Raw genomic sequence first — 25,160 nt, 5'->3', positions numbered from 1 at the left:
CGGGCCACCTCAGGCGTCCCGGCGGATCTCGTCGAGGGAGAGCCGCATCGCCTCGATATCGCTCAGGCTGCGCCGGGCGCACCGTCCAGGCATCAGACTTTGACGGGCTTCACATCTGGCTCGCCCGGGAGCTGCAGAGCCGCCTCGCACAGCATCGGGACATGCGAGCCGTCGGAGGTGACGACGCGGACCGGAGGGGCACACAGGGCGGCGGTGGCAACGACCAGGGCGTCGACCAGACACTCGTGTCCGTCGAGCCCTGTGATGTCGAGGAGCTTCGTGGCAGCCCTGATGACGTCGTCCGTGACCGGCCTGACGTCGAACCGCGACAGCAGGAAATCGAGTCGCTTCGCGGCGGCGCCGGTACGCCGCACCTCCAGCGGAGTGAGGACGGAGAGGGCCACCCGCCGGCCGTTCGCCTCGGCCACCTCGATGCGGGCTCGCATCCCCTCATCGCCGTCGACGTGCAGAGAAAGGCCCTGCGCGTCCAGGAAGAGCGTTCCCCCACTCTTGTCCTTGGCCTTGATCCGCTTGCTCACCATTCCTTTTCCGCCTGAAGACGCGCTTCATCGGAGACAGGGCCGAACGTCCGGCGGTCCTCGTCGATCACCTCGCGCAGCTTGGCCATCGCCAGCCAATGCTCCAGCGCCTCGGAGACGACCGCGGAGAAGCCGGTCTTGCCTGTGCGCTCCTCGATCTCCTTGATCAACGACTGGGGCAGCGATACGGACCGCTTCCCGGCCCGTTCAGGAACGTGCGGTGTCGCGTGGGAGCTACTCATACCAGAAACGTACCACCAGCGGTAGGAAAGTTCCTCCGGGCTGACCGGTGACCGTGCCGGCAGGCGCCCGCCGGCCGGCGGGCTTGGGCCGTCAGTCCTGGATCCGCCGCCACGGCCGGTCGGCTTCCAAGGTGAATGCCAGTTCCAGCAAGGTGCGTTCCTCGCCGTGCGCCGCGGAGAGGTGGACGCCGATCGGCAGGCCGTCCGCCGAGGCGCCGGCGGGCAGGGAGATGCCGGGGGCGCCCGTCACGTTGTTGATCGGGGTGAACGCCACGTAGCGCTGCAGGCGCTCCAACAACTGCTCGAACGGCACGTTCGGGCTGAGGTGGCCGATCTGCGGGGAGACGTGGGCGAGCACCGGGGACAGGATCACGTCGTGGTCCCGGAAGAGGGCGGCGTACGTGTGCTCCGACTGCCGCAGGCGGCGCAGCGCACCCGGCAGTTGCCCGAACTCGCGGTGGAAGTGGCGGCGCAGGCCCAGCGTGAGGCCGTCGAGGCGCCGGGGGCGGAAGCCGGGACCGTGCACCAGCTTGCCGGTGGCGGCCACCAGGAAGGCGATGAAGCCCCAGTACAGGGTGAAGTCCCGCTGGAACTGCTCCCCGAACGGCAGCGTGGCCGGCTCGACGCGGTGCCCCATGCCCTCCAGCCGCCGCGCGGTCTCCTCGACCACCCGGCGGGTCTCCGCGTCGGTGGCCGTCAGTGGCGAGTCCAGCACCAGCCCCACCCGCAGCGGCCGGTCGCCCGGGCCCGCCACGAGACCGAGCGGCGGCAGCGCGGGGTTGCGGTGGTGGCGTTCGGCGGCCGCGAAGAAGGCGGCGGTGTCCCGGACCGACCGGGTCAGGACGCCGTCGGTGGTCAGGTCGATCGGCAGCCGCCGGGCCTGGTCGTTGAGCACCAGCCGCCCGCGCGTCGGCTTGAGGCCGACCAGGCCGCAGCAGGCCGCCGGGATACGGATCGAGCCGCCGCCGTCGTTGGCGTGCGCGACCGGCACGACGCCGGCCGCGACCAGCGCGGCGGCGCCACCGGATGACGCTCCCGGCGAGTGCGAGGGCTTCCACGGGTTGCGCACCGGTGCGGCGGTGGCGAACTCGGTGGCCGCGTTGAAGCCGAACTCCGGCAGCCGGCTCTTGCCCAGCACGGTCAGGCCGGTGGCGAGGAACTGCCGGGTGACGTCCCCCGTCCGGCGGGCGGGGCGGGCGAGGAACGCCTCGCTGCCCTGAGACGTCGGCATGCCCCGCAGATCCACGTTGTCCTTGAGGTACGTGGGCACGCCGTACAGGAGCGCGTCGCGGCTCTCGCCCCGGGCGGCGCGCGGTGCCTCGTACGCGGCGAACGCCACCGGCGCCAGCGCGTCGTCGACCCGGCGGGCCCGCGCCACGGCGGCCCTCGCCAGCTCCTCGGGGGCGATCCCGCCGACGCGGACCATCTCGGCCAGCGCGACCGCGTCGTGCTCACCCAGCGCGTCGTCACCGAACGCGTGGACCCGCCCGTCTCCCATGCGAAGCCCTCCTACCAGCGGGTAACCCGTGGGGCTCAGCAGTGTAGGCCCGTACCCACCCAGGGTGACACCCCGCGCGCCGATGCAGGGCCGCAGCTTGCCGGCTGGACCAGCCGCCACAGGTCCGCGCGAACCCGCTCGCCGTAGCCGGTCACGCACCGGCCTGATCCGGAGTACCGTCTGAGGCGGCAGAGCCTGGAAGCACCGACCGGGGAACGAGCGCAGTACGAAGGGACGCCCGACCATGGACGCAGCCCCCCTCACCAAGGCCGGGTCCCCCATCCCGCCCATGCCCGAGAGGAACCCGAAAGCGCTCCGTGCCGCCATCGCCGCCCACGCCCCGGAACTCCTCCCGGACTTCGACGCCCACTGGAAGCGGGACATCGCCGACACGTACGACCTGGCGCCTGTCCCCGCCTTCATGGCCCGGTGGTGGACCGAGTACGCCCTCGCCCGGGACCCCCGCCTCGACGGGCGGGTGAGGGAACTCGAGGACCGCGCGGCCGAGTGCACCGACCCCGCCGAAGCCCGCGCCCTCCTGGAAGAGGCCGCCCACCTCCGCCGCAAGGCGGGCGAGACGGAACCCGGCCGGTGACCGACGCGTTCATGGGCCCGCCCTGGCAGATGGACTGGCTCACCGCCGCCCGTGCCGACCGCGACGCCCTCCCCGCAGAGGTCCGCCAGAGCGTGGACGCCGTACGCGCGGAACTGGTCACCGCCAAGGACCCGTACTTCCGCGGGATCGACTCCGGCTCCGGCCTTCCCGACGGGGTGACCGTCGAGCCCGCCCGGTCGTCCCGGCCCAAGGGCCCCCACATCGCCTACTTCGATCACGGGCGCGGGTGGCTCCGCTACGTCTTCGTCCGCCGCGCGGCCGATCCGCAGATCATCGTTCAGGAGTGCTTCTGGCAGTAGCCGCCGACCTCCCGGGCCGGCGCCCCGCCCGGTAGCGCACCGCGCCGATGCTCGCTGCGACGACCAGGGCGATCGCGAGCGCGTCCAGCGGGGACAGGGCCTGGTGCAGGACCAGGAAGCCGGCCAGGGCGGCGACCGCCGGTTCGAGGCTCATCAGGACGGCGAACGTCGAGGCCGGCAGGCGGCGCAGGGCGATCAGCTCGAGGGTGTACGGGAGGACCGAGGACAGCACGGCCACCGCCAGGCCGAGGGCCAGGGTCGACGGGACGGCCAGCCTCGTGCCCGCCTCCGCGATGCCCAGCGGGAGGCTCAGCACCGCGCCGACCGCCATGGCCAGCGCCAGTCCGTCCGCCTGCGGGAAGCGGCGGCCCGTGCGGGCGCTGAACACGATGTACGTCGCCCACATGGCACCCGCCGCGAGGGCGAAGCCGGCGCCCAGCGGGTCCAGCCGGTCGAAGCCGCCGCCGCTCAGCAGGGCCACGCCCAGCAGCGCCAGGCCCGCCCACACGGCGTTCGCCCAGCGGCGCGAGGCCACCACGGAGAGGATCAGCGGGCCCAGCACCTCCAGCGTCACCGCGGCGCCCAGCGGGATGCGGTCGATGGCCTGGTAGATGCAGAGGTTCATGCCCGCCATGGCCGCGCCGAACGCGACGACCGTGCCCCAGTCGGCCCTGCTGTATCCGCGCAGCCTCGGGCGGCACACCACCAACAGCACCAGGGCGGCGAGCGCCAGGCGCAGCGTGACGACGCCCAGCGGGCCGGTGCGCGGCATGATCAGGACGGCGACGGCGGCACCGAACTGGACGCTCAGCGCCCCGCCCACGACGAGGGCGACGGAGGCGGCCGGGCCGCCCCGGCCCGGTGTCCGGCCGCTCGGGGCGGCCGCGGCCGTCTCGGGGGCGGCGACCGCCGGGACCTCTGCGGTGCGGGCGTCGTTCACCGGGACCTCGTACTTCCTGCTCCAGACCGTGCGGAGCAGTCCATTCCGCTCCGTGTGACCCCTCCAAGGTAAGCAGTGAAACCCGGCGACGACCATGGCAGGGTCGGCGCCCTCAGGAGCGCGGGCCCTCGGCGAGCGCCTCCGCCAGTACCTCCGCCAGATGGCGGGCCCGCCGGTCCGCCGTCTGCGCCAGCTGTGTACGGCACGAGAAGCCGTCCGCCAGCAGTTCCGTGCCGGGCTCCGCCGCCCGTACCGCCGGCAGGAGCTGGTCCTCCGCGCAGGCCGCCGACACCTCGTAGTGGCCGCGCTCGAAGCCGAAGTTCCCGGCCAGGCCGCAGCAGCCGCCGCTCAGCTCGCCGGTGAGGCCCGCGCGCTCGCGCAGCCGGCGCTCGGCGGCGTCGCCCAGGACGGCGTGCTGGTGGCAGTGGGTCTGGCCGGCCACCGGCCGGTCCAGGCGCGGCGGGCGCCAGTCGGGGGCCAGCTCCTCCAAGGCCTGGGCGAAGGTCCGTACCGAGCCGGCCAGGGTACGGGCCCGGGGGTCGTCGGCCAGCAGTTCCGGGAGGTCCGTGCGCAGGGCGGCCGCGCAGCTCGGCTCCAGGACCACCAGCGGCGCGCCGAGGGCGGGGCCGAGGGTGTCGAGGGTGCGGCGCATCACCGTACGGGCCCGGTCGAGGCGGCCGGTCGACACGTACGTCAGACCGCAGCAGACCCGCCCCGGCGGCAGGGCGACCCGGAGGCCCGCCGCCTCCATGACCGCGACGGCCGCGCGGCCCACCGAGGGCGAGAAGTGGTCGGTGAACGTGTCGGGCCAGACGTACGCGTCCGGGGCGCCGTCCACGGCACGCCCCGCGGCCCACGTACGGAACGTCTCCCGCGCCAGGACCGGGATGTCCCGCTCCCGGGCGATCCCGCCCAGCCGCTTGGCGGCCGCCGCGAGGGGCCGTACGCGGGCGGCGGCGTTCAGCACGGGGGCGAAGGGTGCGGCGAGCCGCAGCAGCGTCGGCAGGCCGCCCATCGTGTAGTGGGCGGCGGGCCGCGGCCGGCCCGCGTAGTGGTGGTGCAGGAACTCCGCCTTGTACGTGGCCATGTCGACGCCCACCGGACAGTCGCTGCGGCAGCCCTTGCACGCCAGGCACAGGTCGAGCGCGTCGCGCACCTCCGGGGAGCGCCAGCCACCGGTCACCACCTCGCCGGCCAGCATCTCGTGCAGCAGCCGGGCGCGCCCGCGCGTCGAGTGCCGCTCCTCGCCGGTGGCCCGGAACGACGGGCACATCACGCCCGGCCCCGCACTCGGGCCCTCCACACGGCACTTGGCGACGCCGACGCAGCGGCGCACGGCGGTCGTGAAGTCGCCGCCGTCGTCCGGGTAGCCGAAGGCCACGGGCACGGGCTCGCGCGGCAGGACGTCGAAGCGCAGGTTCTCGTCGAGGCGGGAGGGCCGGGCGAGCATGCCGGGGTTCAGGCCACCGGCAGGGTCCCAGAGGTCCTTGAACTCGCCGAACCGGCCGACGAGTTCCTCCCCGTAGATCTTCGGCAGCAGCTCCGCGCGCGCCTGCCCGTCGCCGTGCTCGCCGGAGAGGGAGCCGCCGTGGGCGGCGACGAGGTCGGCCATCTCCTCCGAGAAGCGCCGGAAGCGGACCACCCCGTCCGGCGTGACGAGGTCGAAGTCGATGCGGACGTGGATGCAGCCGTCGCCGAAGTGGCCGTACGGCGTGCCGCGCAGCCCGTGCGCGGCGAGCAGGGCACGGAAGTCCCGCAGGTACGGGCCGAGGCGGGCGGGCGGTACGGCGCAGTCCTCCCAGCCGGGCCACGCCTCGGCGCCGTCCGGGGTGCGGGTGGCGGTGCCGGCGGCGTCCTCCCGGACGCGCCACAGGACGCGCTGCCCGGCGGGGTCGGTGACGACGATGCCGTCCAGGGCGTCGGCGGCGCGCAGGAGGGCGGCGGCACGGGCCTGGGCCTGGCCGGGGGTGGCGCCGCCGGTCTCGGCGAACAGCCAGGCGGCGCCCTTGGGGAGGCGGTTGCGGGCGGCCGGGTCGCGGACCAGGTCCTCGGCCATGCCCTCGACGGTGAGCGGGCCGTGCGCGAGGAGGCCGGGTGCCGCTTCGGCGGCGGCGCTCTCCTCGGCGTACCCGAGGACGGCGAGGGCGCGGGCGGGCGGCGCCTCCACGAGCCGTACGGTCGCCGCGGTGACCACGCCGAGGGTGCCTTCGCTGCCGCAGAAGGCGCGGGCGACGTCCGTGCCCCGTTCCGGGAGCAGGGCGTCGAGGGCGTAGCCGGAGATGCGGCGCGGCATGCCGGGTGGGAAGCCGGTGCGGATGAGCGCGAGGTTCCGCCGCACGAAGGCGTCGAGCCCTTGGGGCGCGCCGCGCCCGTCGCGGCCGAGCCGCAGCGCCTGGCCTCCGTACGTCAGCACGTCCAGCTCGTGGACGTTGTCGGCGGTCGTGCCCCAGGCCACGGAGTGCGAACCGCAGGCGTTGTTGCCGATCATCCCGCCGAGGGTGCACCGGCTGTGCGTGGACGGGTCGGGCCCGAACGTCAGCCCGTACGGCCGCACCGCGTCCCGCAGCCGGTCCAGCACCACGCCGGGCTGTACGACGGCGGTACGGGCATCGGGGTCCACGGCGAGCACCCCGCGCAGGTGACGGGTGAAGTCGAGCACCACCCCGGTCCCGGTGGCCTGCCCCGCGATGGACGTCCCGCCCCCACGGGCCACCACGGGCACGCCGAACCCCCGGCACACCTCCAGCGCGGCCGCCACGTCGTCCGCGTCCCGGGGCGCGACGACCCCGAGGGGCACGCGCCGGTAGTTGGACGCGTCCATGGTCACCAAGGCCCGGGCCCCGGCGCGGAAGTCGACATCACCGCGCACGACTTTCCGCAGCGCGCGGTCAAGATCCGTACGGTGATCCATACGGCCATCATGCCGCCCGGGCGGTCCGGTGCCGAGCCCGCGGGAGCCGGTATGAGCCACGGGCCGGAGTAGGTGGTCGGGCCTTCCTCGGCAGCCGCCCGGGCACCCGGCAGCCACCCGGTCAGGGCGTCACGGGCCCGCCCTACGCCACTTCGTCGGCGCAGAAGTAGCAGAAGGCGGTCGCCACCGCTCCGGCGATCCAGATGCCGGCCGCGGCGAGGAGAGCGGTCCACCAAGCCATGTCGGCGGCGACGAAGAGCACGCCGAACGCCGTGGCGCCCAGGAGCACTCCGTTGAACAGCACGGCTTCCGGCCCTGGCCGGTCGTCGCCTCCCCAGAGTTCGTCGACGGCACCGAAGTAGGTCGTGAGGCCCATTCCCAGCACTCCCAGCGCCAGTCCGCATCCCGCCAGGGTGTCCCCCCACCACGGCAGTCCGGTCTGGGCCGCCATCAGCCAGATGCAGCCGCCCAGCACGAGGAGCCACGCCATGCCGCCGGTGAGGATGAGCACGGCCGCCTCGTCTTCCGACGCCTGGGCCGGGGGATGGGTGAGCACCAGCCTGCTGACGGCTTCGGCGGCGACGGCCGCCACGGCACCGCCCACGCCCCACAGGAAGGAGGCCGTCAGGGACAACCCCGTGGCGGTGAAGACCAGGAGGAACGTGCCCAGGAAGGCCACGAGGCAGCTGCCGGAGACCTCGACCGTGTTCCTGAGCAGGTCACCCGGCGCCTCCCGGCCGCGGACCGGGGGTGCAGGCAGTCCGAGATCCCGGAACGCGGCGAGGCCGGGTTCCGGGCGCGCCGCCCCGGCCGGCCTCGGCGCCACCTGCCGTGCCGGGCCCGGGCCCTGCCCCAGCAGCGGAGGGACCGGGGCCGCGCCGAGGCCGGATTGGGCGCGCGGGCGGGGCTGGGGCCGGGCCGGTTCCGGGCGGGCGGCCAGCGTGGAGGCGACGCGCGTCAGGGTCCGCCGTACCTCGGCGGCGTTCGCCGGGCGGGCTGCGGGGTCCTGCCTCAGCAGACGGTGGATCAGATCGTCGAGTGCCGACGGCAGGTCGGTCCGTACGTTCTTCGGACGGACGGCGACCGGGGCGACCCCGGACCGCGCCGGGGGCGCGCCGGTGACCAGCGCGTACAGCAGGCAGCCGAGCGCGAAGAGGTCGGAGGCGGCGGACGCGTGGCCCGTGAACTGCTCGGGTGCCATGTACGGCGGGGTGCCGATGACCGTGCCGGTCAGCTGTGGCCCGCTGCTCTCGACGAGCTTGGCGATGCCGAAGTCGAGGACCTTCACCGCGCCGCCCCGGGTCACCAGGACGTTGGACGGCTTGATGTCCCGGTGGATGACGCCCTTCGCGTGCGCGGCCACGAGTACGTCGCAGATGCGGGCCGCCCACTCCACGACGTCGGCCAGGGGCGGCAGCTGCCCGGCGGGCGGGCCGTCGGCGAGCAGCTGGTCCAGGGTCCGCCCCTCCAGCAGCTCCATCGTCATGTAGAAGTCGCCGCCGGAGTCGCCGCGGCCCCTGCCCCAGTCGTGCACGGTCACGACGTTGTCGTGGCCGACCCTGGCCAGCAGCCGCGCCTCGTTCTCGAACCGGACGATGGCGTCCTGGACGGTGGTCGCCCCGGCCGCCCCGGGCGACGGCAGGCGCAGGAACTTGATGGCCACCAGGCGCCCCAGCTTGACGTCCTCCGCCGACCACACCTCGCCCATGCCGCCCCGGCCCAGCAGGCCCTCCAGCCGGTAGCGGCCGTCGATGGTCTCGCCCCGCCGGTGCATACGCAGCCTCCCGCCCCGAGTCCCGTCACCGGAAGTATGGGGCCGGAAACCATCTGTGCGGTACGGAGCGCGCACGGCCCCACGCGCGCCCCACACCTCGCCGTGTGACCCCTTTCCCACGCCTCTCCGCTGTCCCACCTTTGACGTGATCTCGTCTCATTCGCCGGACACGCCCGTCCGTGGCCTGGCGGAAAGGACTAGGCTCCAGCCGTGGCTGAGATCCGGATTCCCGCTGACATCAAGCCCGCCGACGGCCGTTTCGGCGCGGGCCCCTCCAAGGTGCGTACGGAGGCGCTGGACGCCCTGGCCGCCACCGGCACGTCCCTCCTCGGTACCTCCCATCGCCAGGCTCCGGTCAAGAACCTGGTGGGCGAGGTCCGGGCCGGGGTGAGCGAGCTCTTCTCCCTCCCCGAGGGGTACGAGGTGATCCTGGGCAACGGCGGGTCGACCGCCTTCTGGGACATCGCGACCCACGGGCTGATCGAGTCGAAGTCGCAGCACCTGTCGTTCGGCGAGTTCTCGTCCAAGTTCGCCAAGGCCGCCAAGCTGGCGCCGTGGCTGGACGAGCCGACCGTGATCTCCTCCGAGCCGGGCACGCACCCGGAGCCGGCGGCGGAGGCGGGCGTGGACGTGTACGCCTTCACCCACAACGAGACCTCCACCGGTGTCGCCGCCCCGATCAAGCGCGTCGAGGGTGCCGACGAGGGCGCGCTCGTCCTCGTCGACGCGACCTCCGGCGCCGGCGGCCTGCCGGTCGACATCGCCGAGACGGACGTCTACTACTTCGCGCCGCAGAAGTCCTTCGCCGCCGACGGCGGCCTGTGGATCGGCGTGTTCTCGCCCGCCGCGCTGAAGCGCGCCCGCGCCGTGCACGCGTCCGGCCGGCACATCCCCGAGTTCTTCTCGCTGCCGACCGCCATCGACAACTCGCTGAAGAACCAGACGTACAACACCCCGGCCCTGGCCACGCTGTTCCTCCTCAACGAGCAGCTCAAGTGGATCAACGGGCAGGGCGGTCTGGACTGGGCCGTGCGCCGCACCGCCACGTCCTCGCGGACGCTGTACGGCTGGGCCGAGGAGTCCAAGCACGCCACGCCGTTCGTGGCCGACCCGGCCAAGCGCTCGCAGGTCATCGGCACGATCGACTTCTCCGACGACATCGACGCGGCGGCCGTCGCCAAGGTCCTGCGCGCCAACGGCATCGTCGACACCGAGCCGTACCGCAAGCTGGGCCGCAACCAGCTGCGCATCGCGATGTTCCCGGCCGTCGACCCGGCGGACGTCGAGGCGCTGACCGCCTGCATCGACTACGTGATCGAGAAGCTCTAGCCGTTCAGGCCTGCAGAAGGGGTCCGGGCGTCCCGCCCGGGCCCCTTCCGTGTTTCTTCGCGCGGCCGATAACCGCCCTATCCAGCTCCGCCACCGGTCCCTAGCATCCGAAGCGTTCAGACGGATCGGGCAGAACAGGCCCAACCGTTTGAATGTTTGACATGTCCATGCCCATCTCGGTTGGACCCCCCACTTCCACCGGCAACCGATCGGAGCACCATGTCCAGATCCGTTCTGACCGGCGGCGCGGCCGCCGCGCTGCTCGCCTCGACGCTCCTCGCCCCCGGTACGGCCTCGGCCGCCGGGAGCGGCATCGTCGCCCCGCCCGACAAGATCGTCATCGAGATCGCAACGGTCAACGGCTCGGGTTGCCCCGCGGGTACGGCCGCCGTCGCCGTCGCCCCCGACAACACGGCCTTCACCGTCACCTACAGCGAGTACCTGGCCCAGGTCGGCGTGGGCTCCAAGCCCACGGACTTCCGCAAGAACTGCCAGCTCAACCTGATCGTCCACGTCCCGCACGGCTTCACGTACGCCGTCGCCAGCGCCGACTACCGCGGCTACGCGCACCTGGAGCGCGGCGCCAACGCCGTCCAGAAGGCCTCGTACTACTTCCAGGGCTCGCCCGACACGGCCGCCCGGTCCCACCCGTTCAACGGGCCGTACGACAACAACTGGCAGGCCACCGACCAGACCGACTGGGGCCAGCTCGTCTGGGCGCCCTGCGGCGTGAAGCGCAACTTCAACATCAACACCGAGCTGCGGGTCAGCGCGGGGACGTCGGACCCGACGAAGACGAACAGCTTCATCGCCATGGACTCCACGGACGGCGACATCAAGACCGTCTACCGGCTGGCCTGGAAGGAGTGCAAGGAGAAGTAACCGACGGCCGGCCGGCCGGCGGATCGGCCGGCCGGCTGCTCGGTCGACTCCGTCCGGCCGGTCACCCCGGCCGGTCAGGCCGAGCACTGACCGGCCTTCGTCCGCATCGCCCGCGCCCTCATCCGCCACCGCCGCCGCACCCCGACTGGTGCGACCGCTTATTGGTTTGCCGCCGGCCGGTCCGGCCGGATAGGAAGCCCGCATGCTCAAAGGCAGCAAGGTGGGGCTGAGGGCCCGGCACGAGGACGACATCCCGATCCTGCGGACCGAGCTCTACGACGACGTGGTCAACGGCTCGCGGGCCGAAGGCGGGCCGTGGCGGCCGATCACGCCCGGCTCCAAGGATCCGCGGCTCGTGGTGGACGACACGAACCAGGGAAGCGTCCCGTTCTCCGTGGTGGAGCTGGAGGGCGGCACCCTGGTCGGCACCGCGACGCTGTGGGGCATCGACAACCACAACCGGTCCGCCCACATCGGGCTGGGACTGCGGCCGTCCGCGCGCGGCAAGGGCTACGGCACGGACGTCGTCGCGGTGCTCTGCCACTACGGCTTCGTCGTGCGCGGCCTGCAGCGGCTGCAGATCGAGACGCTGGCGGACAACACCGCGATGCTGCGCTCCGCCGAGCGCAACGGCTTCGTCCGCGAGGGCGTACTGCGCTCCTCCGCCTGGGTTCTGGGCGAGTTCCTGGACGAGGTGCTGCTCGGGCTCCTCGTCCAGGACTGGAAGCCGGGCGCGCGGCCCTAGGCCGCCGTCCGGCTTCCCGGCCTCGGGTCGGCGCGGGACCGCTCGGTCCACGCCGGCCCGGTGGGGCCGCTGCCCGCGCGGGGCAGCAGCCGCCCCCCTTCCCTCAGCGCCCCAGGCGCTGGAAGCGGCGCACCGCCAGGGGCAGGAAGACCGCCGTGATCACCAGGGGCCACACCACGGCCATCAGCACCGCGTGCTCCTGGATCCAGCTGCCGTCGCCGCCCACCGGGTTGCCGAACAGCTCCCGGGTAGCGGCCGCCGTCGAGGAGATCGGGTTCCACGCGGCGACGGTGCCCAGCCAGTCGGGCATCGTCGAGGGCTGGACGAACACGCTGGAGATCATCGTCAGCGGGAACGCCACCGCGAACAGGCCACCCGCCGCCTCCGGGTCCGGGACGAGCAGGCCCAGCCATATGCCCACCCACGTCAGGCAGTAGCGCAGGAGCAGCAGGAGCCCGAAGGCGCCCACCGTCCCGGCGAGGCCGCCGTCCGAGCGCCAGCCCATCGCGAAGGCCGTCGTCGCGAGGATGGTCAGCTCGGCGCACGCGATGATCACGTCCGTCACCCCGCGCCCGGTGACCACCGCCGACGGCGCCATGGGCATCGACCGGAACCGGTCGATGACGCCCTTCCCGGCGTCCGTGACCACCGCCGTCGCGGTGTTGATGAAGCCGAACGCCATGGTCATCACGAACATGCCGGGCATCAGGAAGTCCCGGTACCGGTCCGCGCCGCCCCCGCCCGGCGGCTTCATCGCGCCGCCGAACACGTACCCGTACAGCAGCACCGACAGGATCGGGAAGCCGAGCTGCCAGGCGATGAAGACGGGCTTGCGGCGGTAGTGGGTGAGCTGGCGGCGCACGACGTTCCAGCAGTCGGCGACCGCCCAGTACGCACGGCCGTGGCCGGCCAGCGGTTCCAGGGCCGCGTCCATGCTGCTCATGCCGCCACCTCCTCGCGCGTCGCGTCCTCGGCCCCGTGGCCCGTCAGCCGCAGGAACACATCGTCCAGGCTCGGCCGCCGCAGCCCCAGGTCGTCGACGCGTACGCCCTCGTCCTGGAGCGTCCTCGCGACCTCCGTCAGCGCGGCCACCCGGTCCGTGACCGGGGCGTGCACCCGGCGCACGGCCTCCTCCACCCGGGGCTCCCCCACGCACACCCGCGCCACGGCCTTGGCGACGCGCGGCAGGTCGGCCGCGTCGGCCGCCACCACCTCCACGCGGTCGCCGCCGATGCGGTCCTTCAGCGCCTCGGGCGTGTCGTCCGCGATGGCCCGGCCCCGGTCGATGACCGTGATGCGCGAGGCGAGCTGGTCGGCCTCGTCCAGGTACTGCGTGGTGAGCAGCACCGTCGTACCGCCCGCGACCAGGTCCCGTACGGCGTCCCAGACCTCGCCGCGGCCGCGCGGGTCGAGCCCGGTCGTCGGCTCGTCCAGGAACAGCACGCGGGGCGAGAGGATCATCGACGCGGCCAGGTCCAGGCGGCGGCGCATCCCCCCGCTGTAGCCCTCGACGCCCTTGTCGGCCGCCTCGACCAGGCCGAACCGCTCCAGCAGCTCGTCCGCCCGCCGCCGGGCGCGGCGGCCGCCCAGGTGGAAGAGGCGGCCGAACATCTCCAGGTTCTGCCGGCCGGTCAGGATCTCGTCCACCGCCGCGTACTGGCCGGTCAGCCCGATGAGCGCGCGGACGCGGCGCGGGTCGCGGGCCACGTCGACGCCGGCGACCTCGGCGCGGCCGCCGTCGAGCCGGCGGAGCGTGGCGAGGACGCGGACCGCGGTGGTCTTGCCGGCGCCGTTGGGGCCGAGCAGCCCGTGCACCGTGCCGGGGCGTACGGCCAGGTCGAAGCCGTCCAGCGCCTGTTTCTCGCCGTACCTCTTGCGCAGGCCCTCCGCGCGGATCGCATAGCCGTCCATGCCCCGTCCTCCCCGGTTCCAGAAACTGAGTACACCGTACCCAAGCGAGCGTACACCGTACCCAGTTTCTGTCCAGGGGATATTTCCGGGCCGTACGCTGAGGCCATGACCAGCAGCGGAGGCGACACGGCAACGACCGGCAGCGGCGACATCGTCCGCAGCCTGGAACTCCTCTGGGGCACGGGCGAGCCGCCCAGCCGCGGCCCGCGCCGCGGGCTGACCCTGGAGCGGATCGTCACCGCCGCCGTCGCCCTCGCCGACGCGGAGGGGCTCGGCGCCGTCTCCATGCGCCGGCTCTCCGCCGAGCTGGGCGTCGGCACCATGTCGCTGTACCGGTACGTGCCCGGCAAGGCCGAGCTGCTGGACCTGATGCTGGACCGGGTGCAGGGCGAGCCGCTGGAGGACGCCCCGCCGAAGCCCTGCGACTGGCGGGAGGGCGTCGAGATGATGGCCCGCGGCCATCTGGCCCTCGTACGGAGCCACCCGTGGCTGCTGAAGGTCAATCAGAGCCGTACGGTCCTCGGGCCGAGCGCCCTGCGCGGTCTGGAGCTGTCCCTGGAGGCCCTGCGGGGCATGGGGCTGAGCGACCCCGAGACGATCTCGGTGATCATCGCCGTGCAGAGCTTCGTGACCGGGATCGCCCGCATGGAGATCGAGGCGGCGGAGGCGGCGAAGGAGACCGGCGTCAGCGACGAGGAGTTCTGGGGCAGGCAGGCACCCATCCTGACGCGGGCGCTGGAGACCGGCAGGTTCCCGCTGATGGCACAGCTCGCGGACGACACGTTCTCGTCCGACTTCGACCACTTCGGCTTCGGCCTGCGGGCACTGGTCGACGGCTTCGAGGCACTGGTGACCCGCCGGAGGGACGAGGAGCAGCCCTGACGGTTCCTTCGCCTACCCCGCCCCTTCCCGAATCGGGGGGCTCCGCCCCCGAACCCCCGCTCCTCAAACGCCGGAGGGGCTGATTTCTACTCGCCCGACCGGCCCCCGCCGCCCTTCCGCAGCTTCCTGCCGCCGAAGAGCACGGCCGCGACGACCACCGCGAGGCCCGTCAGCCAGCCGGTGCCGCCGCCCGTTCCGCCGCTGCTCGCCTCGCCCCGGCCGGCGCCCGTGCCGGCCGGGCCGGGAGTGGCGGGCCCGCCCGAGGGGGCGGCGCCGGTGCCCTCGACCGGGACCCGTACGACCTGGCTGCGCTCGCCCTCGCTGCCGAACATCAGCGCCGACCCGTCGGCCGTGTACGTCACGGACTCCGACTGCGGCTGGATCGGCGCGCGCACCCGGTCGTCGGCGCCGAGCCGCCCGTCCTTCCACGCGTAGCCGCGCGCGCTGAAGTAGCTGCGCAGCACCAGCCGGGTGCCGTCCGGCGAGAACGCCCCGTCGGTCACCCACGGCACCTCGCCGATCCGGCGGAACACGTTCGTGCCGCGCGCCGACAGCTTCGCGGGCCCCTCGTACAGGCCGCCGCCGTCCTCGTTCTTGGAGGCGATGTACACGCGCCCCGTCCTGGGGTGCACCATCAGCGCCTCGGCGTCGCGTGGCCCGTCCTCGTACGTGACGGTGTACTGCGTGGCGTCGACCGTCCGGTCCCGCAGCTCCTTCGGCTCGGGGAAGCGGTAGATCCAGACGTGGCTCCACGAGCCGTTGAGGTTGTCGCCGATGTCGCCGACGTACACGTGGCCGTCCGCGCCGACCGAGACGGCCTCCATGTCGCGGGGCTTGCCGACACCGCGCAGCGTGATCGTGGCGACGGTCCGCCCGGTGCGCCCGTCCACGGCGAAGAGCCTCGGCTCGTCCTGGTCGTTGTGCGTCCAGTAGACCCCCGGGTGGCTGCGGCTGGCGGCGAGGCCGCTGGACTCGGTGATGCGCGGGTCCTCGACCGTGAACCCGTCACCGTCACCGCCGTCGTCGGCGAGGGCGGGCGCGGCACCGGGCAGGACCACGAACAGCACGGCGGCGAGACCCGCACCCACGGACCGCCACGTCGTCGCACGGAGGGAGGAACGCGAACGCGAGGGAGGACGCACGGAAGGCATGCCCTCCAGTGTCCATGGTCACGGTCCTCCGCCGGCGGAGGACATCCGGTCCCGGCCCGACGGCGTCAGTTGGCCAGCGGCATCCGCTCCACGTGGGCGACCTTCACGGTGGCGATGTCCGCGATGTCGTGGTCCCCCATCTCGCTGTACTTGTCGAACTCCCCGGAGTCCGCCTCGTTGTCGCCGGGGCCGATGTGGCGGGCACCGACATAGGCCTGGCCGATGTAGTCGCCGTCCTCGTCGAAGGCGTTGACGATGACCGTGTAGTTGGCCGGTTCGTCGCCCTCGTTGGTGATCTTGTACAGGAACTCGTAGGTGTCCTCGTCGCAGTCGTTGTACGTGTAGTCGTCGGTGTCGTCGCAGTCCTCGTCCTCGGAGTCCCGGACGAGCTTGCCGCCGCTCAGCTCGACGTGCCCCAGGGGATCGCCGTCACCCAGGGCCCACCAGGCGAGCCCGGACCCGGCGGCCAGCACGACAACGGCGGCCGCCATGACCCACGGCCGGGCGAAGCGACGAGGCTTCCCGAGCGGTGGCTTGGAAGGCATGGGCGGCTGCTCCGGGACGGGCGCCGGAGCAGGGGAGGGCACGGTGGAGTCGCTCAACGGGTTTCCATTCGGCTGGCCGGCCTCCTCCAGGCCGGGCGGCGTGGAGGCCGGTGAACGTTCGGACGCGAAGGATGCTCAAGATACCGACCGTGAGCGATCGGTGCGGCAGGGTAATCATTTTTGATCCTGGAGGCCGCGAACGGCCAGGACGGCCACCAGGAAGCCGCGAAGCCCGCACCCGGTGCGCGACGCCCGGCTCGGACCGGCGATGATGGCGCCATGCGGCCCAGGTTCATGTTCGTCGGCGACTCGATGACCATCGGCAGCGCCGGTGAGCACACCTGGCGCTACCGGATGTGGCAGCACCTCAACACCACGCTCGGCTGCCCCTACGCGATCGTGGGGCCGCGCACGACGCTGTACGACAAGAGCGCCGAGGTCCCGGTCTCCGACGCCTACGCCGATCCCGCCTTCCCCGCCCGCGCCCGCGCCCATCTCGCCGGATGGGGCGAGGGGTGGCTGCACATGGCGCCGCTCATCGAGGAGGCCGTCCGGGACACGCGGGCCGATGTGCTCCTGGTCTCGCTGGGCCTGATCGACCTCGGCTTCTACACGAACAGCGATCAGACCACCGAGAACGTCCGCGCGTTCGTCGCGGCGGCCCGGGCCGCGAACCCGCGCGTGCGAGCCGTCATGCTGCCGGTCATCCCCAACGTCCGCGCCACCTACGACCCGCCGTTCGCCGCGGAGTGCGCCCGCTTCAACGAACTCCTCGCCAAGACGGTCGCCGACCTCGACGAGCCCGGCTCGCCGCTCCTGCTGGCGTCGCCCCCGGAGCCGTACGACCTGAGCACGGACACCTACGACGGCACGCACCCGTCCCGCTCGGGCGAGCACCGGATCGCGGCCGCGTTCGCCACGGCCCTGCACCAGGCCTGGGGATGGGGCGGACCGTACCGCCCGGCGGACTGAGGACCCGGCGACCACGGCCTCTCCGGCACCCCGCAGAAACGATTTGCCGAGCCGCCCTACCCGGAAGTATGTTCACAACCTTCACCATGCCCACATGTATGTGCGCCAGCCCTGACCGCCGTGCGCACGGGCGCAGTCATCGGGGGGTCCGGCCGGCATGTCCGCCATCAGCCGTCGTACGGCCATCAGCGCGCTCGGTGCCGGGGCGGCCGTCGCGGCCGGGATCGCCGCGTACCAGTACGGCGGCGAGGCGCTCGCCGACCGCAGACCGCCCGTGCGCAAGCCGACGAGCACCGGCCGGGGCCCCATAGCGGCCGAGAACTCCCGCGCGGGGTCGGCGGCGTGGAAGGTACTGCCGGACGACAGGACCGCCAGCAAGGACCGGCTCGGGCAGATACAGGGGTACGCCTCCGCCACCTCCGTCGCCCACGGCGAGTCCATCGCCTTCCACGTGTCGCTCCGCACCCCGCAGCCCTACCGCGTCGAGATCCACCGCGTCGGCCACTACGGCGGATCGGGCGGCCGGCAGGTCGCGACCAGCCCGCGGCTGCGCGGCGAGCCGCGCCCCACCCCCAAGCCCCGCCCGGGCACCGGCGAGATCGTCTGCGACTGGCCCGTGTCGTGGACCCTGCGCGTCCCCGCGGACTGGGTGTCCGGCATCTACCTCGCCGTGTTCCACGCGGAGGACGGCCACCGCAGCTGCACGCCCTTCGTCGTGCGGGACACCAGCCGCGCCTCCGACCTGCTCGTCGTCCTGCCCTTCGCCACGTACCAGGCGTACAACCAGTGGCCGCTGGACGGGCGCACCGGCAAGAACCTCTACAAGGGGTACGCCAGGCCGGGCGTCGTCGGGAACAACAAGCACCGGGCGTTCCGCGTCTCCTTCGACCGCCCGTACTCCGACCACGGCCTGCCGCGCTGGGGCGAGCTGGACATCAGCTTCGCGCAGTGGGCGGAGCGGCACGGGTACGACGTGACGTACGCGACGAGCGTCGACCTGCACGAGGGGCGCGTCGACCCGGAACGGTACGCGGCGCTCGTCTTCCCCGGGCACGACGAGTACTGGTCGAAGCCGATGCGCGACGTCGTCGAGAAGGCCGTGTCCGTCGGCACGCACGTCGCCTTCCTCGCGGCGAACAACATCTACTTCCACGTCCGGCTGGCGGACGCGCAGGACGGCACGCCCGCCCGCGCGGTCGTCTGCTACAAGCAGGACGAGGACCCGGAGCCGGACGCCAACGGGCCGACCACGCGGTGGCGCGACCTGGAGGACGAGGACGGCAGGAAGCGCGGCCGCGCCGAACAGGCCCTCCTGGGCGTGCAGTACAACGGCATCCTCGCCACGCCGGCGCCCCTCGTCGTACGCGAGCCGGGGCACTGGTTCTGGGCGGGGACGGGGCTGCGGGACGGCGAGGAGATACGCGACCTCGTCGCCGTGGAGGCCGACGGCTACGACAAGAAGATGCCCGTGCCGCCGGGAGCGCGCCGCACGCTGCTGTCCGAGTCGCCCTACGGGGACACGTGGGGCAAGAACGGCGGGCGCGGGCGGCGCATCCAGAACACGAGCCTGTGCGAACACGAGGACGGCACCCTCGTGTTCGTCGCGGGCACCTTCCACTGGAGCCTGGCCCTCCAGGACCCGGCACACCGGGACGCACGCGTCGAACGGGCGACGCGCAACCTGGTGGAACGGATGCTTACCCCGCGCAGGTGAGTCCGCGGGCGCCCAAGTAGTACTGGGGGTCCGCCTGTTGTCGGACCTGCGGCTACCGTGCCTCGTGCGGGTGGACGGGCCGGCCCCCGCCCCCCGCACACCTTGACGCGACGGCGAGGACGCGGATCTCCTACTCCGATGAGTGATCTACGCATCGAGCACGCCCACCACGGCGACGAGGCCCTGCTGCGGGACTGGCGGCACGTCCACAACGCGGTGATACCGGCCCACCACCTCACCCTCGACGCCGTACGGGACCGCGCCGCCCGCAACCACCTGGAGGTGGCCTACCTCGGTGACGTACTCGTCGGCTGCTCCACGGTCCGCCCGGAGGGCTGCGCCGAGGCCGATCCCCTGCCGCCGGGCGTCTCGGCCGCCACGGTCATCGCCCGCGTCCTGCCGGAACACCGGCGCCAGGGCTTCGGCGAGGCCCTGTACGAGAGCGGCGTGGCGCACGCCCGCATGGAGTTCGGCGCGACGGTCATCGAAACGGTCGTCCTCGAATCCAACGAGCCCGGCCTCCGCTTCGCGCTCCAGCACGGCTTCACGGAACTGGAGCGCTACGAGCTGCCGGGGGACGGGGGCCGGTGGGTGGACTTGCGGCTGGGCTGAGGACGGTGTGTTCGACCCCCGCGGACCCGGCCCGGCCACGGACGTCGGTATCCGTCAAGAGATCGGTGCGTGGCATCCGGTGCGGTAGCAGACCTGGGACGCGACTCGATAGTAGGCCCCGTCCTCGGGGCTGCGCGCGTGGTACGACACGACCACGTAGTCGGCACCGCCCGCGACGTTGATCGAAAGAGTTCCCTCGAAGGGACGTGTGGTGGCCACGCAGAGCGGACTCGAGGTCAGATAGTCACGCGCCCCGGCATAGTTGGCGGCCTCGAATGCCGCGTAGCGGCAGCCACTGCCACTGGCCACCTTGTTGGTGCCGGAAACACCGACCGACTGGTTGTACCAGGTCAAATCGCCGTCCAGAATGCTGGCCCCGTACTCCAGGTGGAAATGCGTGACCGGATAGGCGGCATGCGCCGGCGAGGTAAGTGCCGTTCCCGCGAGGGCGACGGACGAGGCCGCCACAGCAAGTACCTTCTTGAGGTTCTTCACTCGTTTCTCTCTCTCCGAGGCAAGGGCGGCTTCATCCGTCCCTGCCGAAGACATGTAGTCGGCCGCTGTCTCTTCAGAAGGTGAGCCGCGTGCACTGGTACGTGTCACGCATGCACCGGACAGCGTCGATCTCCGTCCAGTAAGTGGTGTCGGCGGAGTCCTTCTCCTGCCATTCGATCTGCACCGCGTACGGGCCCCCCGCGACGCTGGTGTCAATCTTGAGGGAGACGTCCCTGACGCCCGCCGAACACTGCCAGCTGGTCGATGCCGCAATAGGGCTGTAGTCGGCATTCCTCATCACTCTGCCCGCCGCGTCGAACGCTGTGGCGTACAGGCGGCGGCACTTGTTGGCGCCCGAGGGAAGGTAGTGCTGACCGGTGATGGTGACGTCCTGCGCCCACCAATAGTTGTCTGCGACGACGGTGGCGTTTCCGTATGCCATCGTCCAGTGATTCGTCTCGGTCGCGTACGCGGTCCCCGCGGCCAGCATGGCGATGGCCATGGCTGATCCTGCGGCACCAAGAGCGCGTGTGACCTTCATGTGTTCCTCCCTGAAAGCGTCGCCTCAACGCACCGGAGCGGTAGACCTACTTGCACCGCGAGCTGCGTCGCGGCGTGTCTGACGACGGGCAAGTCGCCCTGGCGGACCGGGAAGACGACCACATGACTACCGGTCAACCAGAAGATCATCCGTTGCGTAGGCGCATAAGATCATAGGGTGTGAACCGAGTCAACCATGGCAGGCATTGCAGGAGCTGAGGCGGGATCTGTACGCGGCGCAGGACGCGGGAGCCGGCCAGCAGTTGCGGTTCGAGGCGGAGCAGGCGCAACTCACGCTGGAGGCCAACGGTGAGGTCGGAGGTGGCCTGGGGAATACCAGCCGTCAGACGCTCACGCTTCAGGTCCACGACGAAGCGCTGGGAAGCGAGCGGGCGCTTCGCGCCTCGCCTTCCCCTGCAGCAACTCCCGTTCGGGCGACGCTGTTTCGCGTTGTCCTGAGCGGCTGACAGGGAGCGTCCCGCTGTGGCACGTTCGTGGTTCGCCATGACGGCAAGGGGGACTCACATGCCGAACAACGACCATGCCAGGTCGGCCGAAGAGGCCGAGGTGGAGCTGAAGGCGTACTGCGAGAGCATCTCGTTCGACCACGAGTGGATCAGCGCGTCGCAGTGGGCCTCGGCGATCAGGATCGCCCAGGCCCAGGAGACGGGGTACGCCGAGGCGTTCAAGAGCATTGACGCGGACAAAGACGATCTGCTCAGAGCCGGGGCCCGGGACGCGCGTCGGGCCCGACTCGATGGGGACGCCGCGCAGCTGCTCGCCACGGCGGCGAGCCACTACTCGCTGAAGACGACGGTGGCCGGCATCCTCCAGCAGCTCGCCGAGGCATACGTCGCCGGCCACCGCGTAGACCTGACCCTCGGTGGCCTCCCCATGCACGCCACGACCTACGAGGACCTGCGCAACGAATGGGACGACGCCGCTCAGCTCGCCGCAGGCGGGGTCTTCACGGAGTTCGTGAGCCACCCGCCGCAGAACAAGGCGGCGGCGAACAAGAGCAATGTGGGCCACACGAAGGAAACACGCAAGGTGCAGGGCAACCTGCTGGTGAAGATCGGCGGGGTCCGTTTCAACATGCACGTCAACATCGCCGACTAGGACTTGTCCGGCCGATACGTGCGGAGCCAGATGATGAGGGCTGCTGCGGTGGCGGTGCCGAGGTGGACGTAGCCGCGCTTGCCGAGATGGACGTACCCGCGCTTGTCGTAGTGGGTGGCGACGGCTCTGAGAGGGTAGTTCGTGAAGCGATGTCCGTTTTCTGGTGATGTTGGGGCAAGGCCGCTGGTCGCGGGGCTTCGGGCGGCTACTCCTTCTTGGCGAAGCTGCCGGTGTCGACCTCGGTGAGGACGTGGAGCTTGACGAGGCGTTTCAGCTTGGCGCGGGTGCCTTCGATGTTCTTCGGCAGCAGCTCGTGGTCGAGAGCTTCGCAGACGTCGCGGGCCCGGAGGGGGCCAGTGGCCCCGTCGAAGACGGCGAGGATGCGGGGGTAGTCCGGGTGCTCGGGCAGGTCGGGGCCGGAGGGCCGGGCCGTGAGCCGGCCTGCGAGAGCGGTGACGGTCTTCCGGGTGATCGCGAGGTGCTCGAGGTGGGTCTCCGCCTCCCGCAGCCGCTCGTGCAGTTGCTCGATCTGTGTGCGGCCGGCTGCGGGCCAGCAGGTTCCGCCCGCACCCACACCATCAGGCGACGACAGAAGTAACCAAAGGCTCATGAAACGATCTCTAAGAGGGCGATTCGCCCTGGCCAGGCGTCTCAAGGCGGTTGAAGCCAGCGAGGCGGGGCGAGATGGCGAAGGGGAAGGATTCGCCGTCGGGGGTCTTGATGGCCGCCACGATGTCGTGGTCCGGTGCACCGAATATCTCGAAGTGCTGCACGGTGCAGTGCTCCATCACCTCGCGGATGTACGGATCCGACAGCCGCCAGTGGGCGCGGATGGCATCGGAGTCGCGGTAGAGCTGGAAGCTGTGCGCCAGCATCCGCTCCTCGTCGATGAAGACGTCCACCATGAGCTGGGGGCCGTGCTCTTGAGCGAATGCCACCGCCTGCGCGATGGCGTGCCGGAAGCCGTCGAGGTGGCCGTCGGTGATGCGCATGGTGTTGCGGAAGAGAATGGTGCTGCTGTTTGTGGTCTTCATGCGCCGAGTGTTGTACCTAAACCAAGGTTGAGGTCAAGGGTGCAGCTCAGCCGGGGGTATCGGCGACGATGCTGAGGTTGTTGATGAAGCCCTGGCGGGCCGCTTCGCGCTTTTCTCCGGCGCGGAGGACCGAACAGCACCCCTCACCCAAGTCCAACGATGAACCGGGCATCAACTCGCAAACCGCCCTCTGAACTGTTTGAGCCTTCCGATGGCCCGCTCCACCGTGTTGCGATCTTTGTACCGGTCCTTGTTGAAGCCCGGGGGCCGTCCACCACATGACCCCCGGCGCAGGCGCCGCCTTGCGGAGAGGGTCTCGGCGTCGTACGCGTCGAAGGACGGAGACGGAACCGGAAGCCCGCCTCGACCCCGGCGCCTAGGACGGGCGCCCCGAACTCGTCGGGGAACACGGCAGGCGACTCTCGTACCGCTCCGCAGGACCTGGGCAGCGGTAGCAACAGCGGCATTCATGACGCGCCCATGCCACCGCTCAGCTGGTGGACCCGCTGACGCCATGGCGTGGCGGCGGCAGGTGGGGGCGTCGGGGAATGGGCGGCGGCTGCGGCGGCCGTGCGGCACGCAGGGCACTGCGTCTCGTCGCCGAGCGGGCGGAACACGTGCTCGGAGCCGGGCCCCTCGCATACGACGAGTGGCTTCGGTCCTGTGACCGGCGTCCAGCCGTCGGCGCCCGGCGGCGGGCTGGGCGCGGGCAGCTTCTCGGTCAGGCGGTGGCGCAGGAACCCCACGGCCGACCGCACGCCGTTGGCCGGAAGCCCCGACGTCAGCACTCTGCACAACTCGCCCGCGGACACGCCCCGCCGCAGCCACTCGGCTGCCACACCCGCGAGTTCCCGGGCCTCGCGTACGCCGAGCAGCAGGTCCGTCCTGATGTGCCGCAGCGACAGCAAGGCCCGTTCCGCTTCGACGACTTCCGGCGCATCTGCCTCAGTCGCCTCGGGCACCTCGGGCACCTCGGGCACCTCCGCTGCGGGCTCTTCGGGTGGTGGGTGGGGAAGTTCGTTCTCCTTACAGTCTTCATCTTCAGGTAGTGAGCCACCGACCATCCGCCCGGCCGGTCCACCGGCCGTCGGTTCCTGCGCAGTCGGCGGCACCCCGTCCCGGAGCCGCGCCGCCTCCTCGCGCGTGAGGGTGATGTTCGCCAGCAGTTGGTCCGTCGTCCAGCGCCCGCGCCCGTTCTGGGACCGCCACTCGAAGAGGTACCCGCACGCGGCCAGTTGCTCCTTGGCTCGCTGGTACGCCCGCCCCTTGATCCCCAGGTCGGCCGCGCACTCGCTGAGCGGCTTGTCGGCCGCGCCTTCGGGGAGACCCTGGACGTAGAGGAGGAGGATCTTCGCGTCGCTGTTCAGCCGACGGTGGCGTACGACGTCGTGCGAAGCCTTCGTGTAGCGCCGAGCCGGCGCGATAGCATGCCGAAGCATTTCTGGTGGAGTTCCGTCCACTAGGAGTGAAGGTCCTCGGGCGGTGTTGCAGCACCTCCGGGGACCGCTCCGTTTACACGGAGCGTGATGACGCGGTCACAGTACCGCAGACGCGGCCGGGGCAGGTAACGAACTTCGTTGCCCTGGGCTGCACTTCTCCCGTGTGCAAGTTCGTGCAAGCAGGTCGCCACCTCACGGCGCCGTCACGCAAGATCGAGCACATCGATGGTCGGTTCCCGACGGAGGAGGCCGCATGGCACTGCACAGGTTGGGCAAGGACCCCGAGAGCCCGAACAATGGTTCTCCGACGGTGTACTACGACGACGCCACCGACAATTACGTACTGCAAGGCTGGAGGATCACGGACTCCGAGCGCCTGTCGCAGATGGACATCCCGGAGCACGAGACCGTGATCGAGTTCCCGAGGCGCATGATGCGGTTCTTCCCGGAGGTGAGTGGTGACGGCGGCGCCGACGTTTGAGGAGTTGTTCCGCTCGGCAAAGCGTTCGGCCGTGCACCTGGAGATGCGGGACGGCTACATGCGGGACGCGGACTTCGAAGAGTGGCAGGCCGGGAACCGCTTCGACCCGGCCGAACGGTGGCGCTCCTGGTTCGACCTCATGAGGGCCACCACACACCGAGGTGTGGTCGTGCGCCGGGCCCGCATCGTGTCCGAGCCGATCTCGGACTACATCCGCTTCGAGTACGACGTCACGGCGAGCCACAACGTCGCTGCAGGTGAGTCGGTGCGGTGGCTGCCACGCAAGAAGGCGTCCGCCATCGCTCTGCCGGGCAACGACTTCTGGCTGTTCGACGGCGAAGCGGTCCTCTTCAACCACTTCGCCGGGAACGGCGACATGCTGGCGGAGGAGTATGTGACGGACCCGTCGGCCGTGGAGCTGTGTGGCTCGGCGTTCGAGGCCGTGTGGGACCGTGCCATCCCCCACGAGGACTACCGGCCGGTCTGAGCG

Annotated in this window: 28 protein-coding genes; 13 read left to right on the top strand and 15 right to left on the bottom strand. The window is 71.8% G+C overall.

Annotation, left to right across the window (positions count from 1 at the left end; all coding sequences use genetic code 11):
- Nucleotides 1–92: 92 nt before the first annotated feature.
- The 3 genes from ABEB09_RS18805 to ABEB09_RS18795 form a co-directional block, all read right to left on the bottom strand.
- The gene (locus ABEB09_RS18805; RefSeq protein ID WP_345691082.1) at nucleotides 93–542 is read right to left on the bottom strand and encodes a DNA-binding protein; all 450 of its coding nucleotides are present in this window, start codon (nucleotides 540–542) and stop codon (nucleotides 93–95) included.
- Nucleotides 536–781 carry a ribbon-helix-helix domain-containing protein gene (locus tag ABEB09_RS18800; protein WP_345691081.1) on the bottom strand — a complete coding sequence of 82 codons (246 nt, stop codon included), beginning with the start codon at nucleotides 779–781 and terminating at the stop codon, nucleotides 536–538. The genes ABEB09_RS18805 and ABEB09_RS18800 overlap by 7 nt, the downstream gene beginning before the upstream one ends.
- 91 nt (nucleotides 782–872) lie before the next feature.
- Nucleotides 873–2,279: an amidase gene (locus ABEB09_RS18795; RefSeq protein ID WP_345691080.1), complete on the bottom strand. Its 1,407-nt coding sequence runs from the start codon at nucleotides 2,277–2,279 to the stop codon at nucleotides 873–875.
- A 244-nt stretch (nucleotides 2,280–2,523) separates the two neighbouring features.
- On the opposite strand from ABEB09_RS18795, the gene ABEB09_RS18790 reads away from it, so the two are divergent.
- Both ABEB09_RS18790 and ABEB09_RS18785 read left to right on the top strand, forming a co-directional pair.
- A complete protein-coding gene (locus ABEB09_RS18790; RefSeq protein WP_345691079.1) occupies nucleotides 2,524–2,874 on the top strand; it encodes a DUF6247 family protein in 351 nt (116 codons plus the stop codon).
- Nucleotides 2,871–3,194, top strand: a complete 324-nt coding sequence (locus tag ABEB09_RS18785; protein WP_345691078.1) for a hypothetical protein — start codon at nucleotides 2,871–2,873, stop codon at nucleotides 3,192–3,194. Before ABEB09_RS18790 ends, ABEB09_RS18785 begins: the two co-directional genes overlap by 4 nt.
- On the opposite strand, the gene ABEB09_RS18780 is transcribed toward ABEB09_RS18785, so the two are convergent.
- The 3 genes from ABEB09_RS18780 to ABEB09_RS18770 form a co-directional block, all read right to left on the bottom strand.
- Complete coding sequence (locus ABEB09_RS18780; RefSeq protein WP_345691077.1) at nucleotides 3,166–4,134, bottom strand: EamA family transporter; 969 nt, start codon at nucleotides 4,132–4,134, stop codon at nucleotides 3,166–3,168. The genes ABEB09_RS18785 and ABEB09_RS18780 overlap by 29 nt on opposite strands.
- Nucleotides 4,135–4,246: 112 nt before the next feature.
- A complete protein-coding gene (locus tag ABEB09_RS18775; RefSeq protein WP_345691076.1) occupies nucleotides 4,247–7,045 on the bottom strand; it encodes an FAD-binding and (Fe-S)-binding domain-containing protein in 2,799 nt (932 codons plus the stop codon).
- A gap of 142 nt (nucleotides 7,046–7,187) precedes the next feature.
- The gene (locus ABEB09_RS18770; RefSeq protein WP_345691075.1) at nucleotides 7,188–8,819 is read right to left on the bottom strand and encodes a serine/threonine-protein kinase; all 1,632 of its coding nucleotides are present in this window, start codon (nucleotides 8,817–8,819) and stop codon (nucleotides 7,188–7,190) included.
- A 210-nt stretch (nucleotides 8,820–9,029) separates the two neighbouring features.
- Here ABEB09_RS18770 and serC point away from each other — a divergent pair, with 210 nt between their 5' ends.
- From serC to ABEB09_RS18755, 3 genes are all read left to right on the top strand, one after another.
- A complete protein-coding gene (serC, locus tag ABEB09_RS18765) occupies nucleotides 9,030–10,148 on the top strand; it encodes a phosphoserine transaminase (RefSeq protein WP_345691074.1) in 1,119 nt (372 codons plus the stop codon).
- 219 nt (nucleotides 10,149–10,367) lie between these two features.
- A complete protein-coding gene (locus ABEB09_RS18760; protein WP_345691073.1) occupies nucleotides 10,368–11,030 on the top strand; it encodes a DUF4360 domain-containing protein in 663 nt (220 codons plus the stop codon).
- A 202-nt stretch (nucleotides 11,031–11,232) separates the two neighbouring features.
- Nucleotides 11,233–11,775, top strand: coding sequence for a GNAT family N-acetyltransferase (locus ABEB09_RS18755; protein WP_345691072.1), 543 nt, complete (start codon nucleotides 11,233–11,235; stop codon nucleotides 11,773–11,775).
- A 103-nt stretch (nucleotides 11,776–11,878) separates the two neighbouring features.
- On the opposite strand, the gene ABEB09_RS18750 is transcribed toward ABEB09_RS18755, so the two are convergent.
- Nucleotides 11,879–12,718, bottom strand: coding sequence for an ABC transporter permease (locus tag ABEB09_RS18750; protein ID WP_345691071.1), 840 nt, complete (start codon nucleotides 12,716–12,718; stop codon nucleotides 11,879–11,881).
- A complete protein-coding gene (locus ABEB09_RS18745; protein ID WP_345691070.1) occupies nucleotides 12,715–13,686 on the bottom strand; it encodes an ATP-binding cassette domain-containing protein in 972 nt (323 codons plus the stop codon). The genes ABEB09_RS18750 and ABEB09_RS18745 overlap by 4 nt, the downstream gene beginning before the upstream one ends.
- A gap of 105 nt (nucleotides 13,687–13,791) precedes the next feature.
- Here ABEB09_RS18745 and ABEB09_RS18740 point away from each other — a divergent pair, with 105 nt between their 5' ends.
- Nucleotides 13,792–14,568 (top strand): TetR/AcrR family transcriptional regulator, encoded by a 777-nt coding sequence (locus ABEB09_RS18740; RefSeq protein WP_345691069.1) that lies wholly within the window; start codon nucleotides 13,792–13,794, stop codon nucleotides 14,566–14,568.
- An 86-nt stretch (nucleotides 14,569–14,654) separates the two neighbouring features.
- Here ABEB09_RS18740 and ABEB09_RS18735 read toward each other — a convergent pair whose 3' ends face one another.
- Both ABEB09_RS18735 and ABEB09_RS18730 read right to left on the bottom strand, forming a co-directional pair.
- Nucleotides 14,655–15,719: a YncE family protein gene (locus ABEB09_RS18735; protein ID WP_345691068.1), complete on the bottom strand. Its 1,065-nt coding sequence runs from the start codon at nucleotides 15,717–15,719 to the stop codon at nucleotides 14,655–14,657.
- Between the two features lie 65 nt (nucleotides 15,720–15,784).
- Nucleotides 15,785–16,264 (bottom strand): FxLYD domain-containing protein, encoded by a 480-nt coding sequence (locus tag ABEB09_RS18730; protein WP_345691067.1) that lies wholly within the window; start codon nucleotides 16,262–16,264, stop codon nucleotides 15,785–15,787.
- A 279-nt stretch (nucleotides 16,265–16,543) separates the two neighbouring features.
- Here ABEB09_RS18730 and ABEB09_RS18725 point away from each other — a divergent pair, with 279 nt between their 5' ends.
- The 3 genes from ABEB09_RS18725 to ABEB09_RS18715 all read left to right on the top strand — a co-directional run bounded on the left by ABEB09_RS18725 (nucleotide 16,544) and on the right by ABEB09_RS18715 (nucleotide 19,562).
- Complete coding sequence (locus tag ABEB09_RS18725) at nucleotides 16,544–17,236, top strand: GDSL-type esterase/lipase family protein (protein ID WP_345691066.1); 693 nt, start codon at nucleotides 16,544–16,546, stop codon at nucleotides 17,234–17,236.
- Nucleotides 17,237–17,393: 157 nt separating this feature from the next.
- A complete protein-coding gene (locus tag ABEB09_RS18720) occupies nucleotides 17,394–18,950 on the top strand; it encodes a N,N-dimethylformamidase beta subunit family domain-containing protein (RefSeq protein ID WP_345691065.1) in 1,557 nt (518 codons plus the stop codon).
- A gap of 138 nt (nucleotides 18,951–19,088) precedes the next feature.
- Nucleotides 19,089–19,562 (top strand): GNAT family N-acetyltransferase, encoded by a 474-nt coding sequence (locus ABEB09_RS18715; RefSeq protein WP_345691064.1) that lies wholly within the window; start codon nucleotides 19,089–19,091, stop codon nucleotides 19,560–19,562.
- Nucleotides 19,563–19,616: 54 nt separating this feature from the next.
- Here the strand turns inward: ABEB09_RS18715 and ABEB09_RS18710 are convergent, their stop codons facing one another.
- Nucleotides 19,617–20,057 (bottom strand): hypothetical protein, encoded by a 441-nt coding sequence (locus tag ABEB09_RS18710; RefSeq protein ID WP_345691063.1) that lies wholly within the window; start codon nucleotides 20,055–20,057, stop codon nucleotides 19,617–19,619.
- Between the two features lie 73 nt (nucleotides 20,058–20,130).
- The gene (locus tag ABEB09_RS18705; protein ID WP_345691062.1) at nucleotides 20,131–20,598 is read right to left on the bottom strand and encodes a hypothetical protein; all 468 of its coding nucleotides are present in this window, start codon (nucleotides 20,596–20,598) and stop codon (nucleotides 20,131–20,133) included.
- Between the two features lie 205 nt (nucleotides 20,599–20,803).
- Here ABEB09_RS18705 and ABEB09_RS18700 point away from each other — a divergent pair, with 205 nt between their 5' ends.
- Nucleotides 20,804–21,064, top strand: a complete 261-nt coding sequence (locus ABEB09_RS18700) for a trypco2 family protein (RefSeq protein WP_345691061.1) — start codon at nucleotides 20,804–20,806, stop codon at nucleotides 21,062–21,064.
- Nucleotides 21,065–21,122: 58 nt separating this feature from the next.
- Nucleotides 21,123–21,716 (top strand): hypothetical protein, encoded by a 594-nt coding sequence (locus ABEB09_RS18695; RefSeq protein ID WP_345691060.1) that lies wholly within the window; start codon nucleotides 21,123–21,125, stop codon nucleotides 21,714–21,716.
- A gap of 205 nt (nucleotides 21,717–21,921) precedes the next feature.
- Here ABEB09_RS18695 and ABEB09_RS18690 read toward each other — a convergent pair whose 3' ends face one another.
- From ABEB09_RS18690 to ABEB09_RS18675, 3 genes are all read right to left on the bottom strand, one after another.
- Complete coding sequence (locus tag ABEB09_RS18690; protein WP_345691059.1) at nucleotides 21,922–22,326, bottom strand: hypothetical protein; 405 nt, start codon at nucleotides 22,324–22,326, stop codon at nucleotides 21,922–21,924.
- Between the two features lie 10 nt (nucleotides 22,327–22,336).
- On the bottom strand, nucleotides 22,337–22,750 hold the full coding sequence (locus tag ABEB09_RS18685) for a hypothetical protein (RefSeq protein ID WP_067277360.1): 414 nt from the start codon (nucleotides 22,748–22,750) through the stop codon (nucleotides 22,337–22,339).
- Nucleotides 22,751–23,217: 467 nt separating this feature from the next.
- Nucleotides 23,218–24,189, bottom strand: coding sequence for a hypothetical protein (locus ABEB09_RS18675; protein ID WP_345691058.1), 972 nt, complete (start codon nucleotides 24,187–24,189; stop codon nucleotides 23,218–23,220).
- 253 nt (nucleotides 24,190–24,442) lie between these two features.
- On the opposite strand from ABEB09_RS18675, the gene ABEB09_RS18670 reads away from it, so the two are divergent.
- Entirely contained in the window at nucleotides 24,443–24,670 is a 228-nt protein-coding gene (locus ABEB09_RS18670) for a hypothetical protein (protein WP_345691057.1), read from the top strand.
- Nucleotides 24,648–25,157, top strand: a complete 510-nt coding sequence (locus ABEB09_RS18665) for a DUF6879 family protein (RefSeq protein WP_345691056.1) — start codon at nucleotides 24,648–24,650, stop codon at nucleotides 25,155–25,157. The genes ABEB09_RS18670 and ABEB09_RS18665 overlap by 23 nt, the downstream gene beginning before the upstream one ends.
- Nucleotides 25,158–25,160: the final 3 nt, after the last annotated feature.

The sequence above is a fragment of the Streptomyces coeruleoprunus genome, assembly GCF_039542925.1.
GTDB classification, from domain to species: Bacteria; Actinomycetota; Actinomycetes; order Streptomycetales; family Streptomycetaceae; genus Streptomyces; species Streptomyces coeruleoprunus.
Note: the sequence above shows the minus strand (reverse complement) of the source record. Positions and strands in the feature narration are given on the sequence as shown.